At 64.1% G+C, this 1,553-nt stretch carries 1 protein-coding gene; it reads left to right on the top strand.

The features are described 5' to 3' along the window. Positions 1–106 precede the first annotated feature (106 nt). The gene (locus AB1781_11390) at positions 107–1,540 is read left to right on the top strand and encodes a transposase (GenBank protein MEW5705170.1); all 1,434 of its coding nucleotides are present in this window, start codon (positions 107–109) and stop codon (positions 1,538–1,540) included. Positions 1,541–1,553: the final 13 nt, after the last annotated feature.

Raw genomic sequence — 1,553 nt, 5'->3', positions numbered from 1 at the left:
CATCGCCGTCCGGTTAACCGACGATAGCTTTTCATGATTTCCTATACTCTAGCGCTCCTCCGCCGAGGACCTCGCCGAGGGTCGGGGGCACAGGATGGTTGTGCCAATGCCCCAAGCCGCTGTTGCAACGATGTCTGGCATTCCCGTGGGCCGCGAGAAAGCGGCGCCCGCGAACTTGCGCGTCGACCTGCTTGGCATGGTCGAGTTGCTGCTGTCTCACCTGACCCCAACACTCTGCGAAACCGTTTTCAAGCGTCACCGCGGGACGGAGCGCGAGCGCAAGTGGACGTTTTACGCCCTGTGCCTGTTCTGGGCAGCGGTCATCGTGCGCCGCCCCCCGTCGCTGCGCCATGGGATCGACCAGACGCGCAAGGGTCGCGGCCGCGACAAGCTGTGGCCCCGGGTGCTGGCTCGCGCGGAGGCATTCTTCGAGAAGGCAGAGGGCCAGCGACCGGGGCTGTTCATGCATCTCTACCGTGCTTTCGTCCAGAGCATCCTCCCCAAAGCCCCCGAGGCGTATGCTTCCTGGATGAGCGGGTTGCGTCAGCATTTCCCGGAAATCCATATCGTGGACGGCTCGCGACTGGATGCGGTCTGCCATGGGCTCAAGATCCTGCGCGACGTGCGGGCTCCTATACTGCCCGGCTGCGTGACGGCCTTCTACGATCTCTACCGCGGCTTCTGCCGGGAACTCCTGTTCTTTCCCAACGCTGCCCAAGCGGAGCTCACCCGCGGCCAGAAAGCCTTGGGGTGGATCGCTCCCGGCGCGCTGATCGTAGGGGATCGGCTCTATTCGTCGCTCCAGTATTTCCGCGTGTTGGCCGACGCCAAGCTGTTCGGGCTCTTTCGCAAGAACGGTCGGCTCAGGATCAAGCGGCTGGAAGTCCTGTCTCGCCAGCAGGGCAGTCGCACGCTCTTGGAGGACTTGTTGGTGGAGGTGGGCTGCGGCGTCGGGGAGCCCAAGAGGAAGCTGCGACTCATCCAGTTTCGCGGCCAGGGCCGCAGTCTGGACTTGTTGACGAGCGTTCTCGACCCCAAGATGTTGTCGGCCGAAGACGCGGTCAAGCTCTACGGCCTGCGCTGGTCGGTCGAGCGGCTGTTCCTGGACCTGAAGGAAACCCTCGAGCTGGGCGGTCTCTACGCGATGCATCCCAACATCGTCGCCCAGCAAGTCTACGCCGCGGCGTTGGTGCACGCGGCATTCCGTGTGGCGCAGGCCAAGATCGCGGAAAAAGCGGGAGTCTTGCCGGAGCAGCTTTCGCCCGCCAAGCTCTTCCCGAAGCTGGCTCAGGCCGCCAACGACTACTGCGTGTCCCAAATACGGGACGACCAGATTCGGCGGATGAACCCCGGCGTCGAGATCAAGTTCCCGAGTTTGCGCACGTTGCCGTCCGCGTATACCCGGCTGGGGGCGATCCTGCTGGAGCGGCGCAGTCCGCATCGCCGCCGAAGACGGTTCTGCCCGTCGCGCCGACGCTGGAAGTCCTTCGCTCATGTCACCGGGGGACCCACGCTTTTGCAATCAGCCTCCGTCGATTAACCGGACGGCGATG

Source organism: Pseudomonadota bacterium, from assembly GCA_040752895.1.
Classification (GTDB): domain Bacteria; phylum Pseudomonadota; class Alphaproteobacteria.
The sequence above is the reverse complement of the archived record's forward strand: the minus strand, read 5'-3'. Positions and strand labels throughout refer to the sequence as shown.

Coding starts and splice junctions, on each gene's coding strand:
- AB1781_11390 (MEW5705170.1), top strand. CDS start 107: ATGCCCCAAGCCGCTGTTGCAACGATGTCTGGCATTCCCGTGGGCCGC.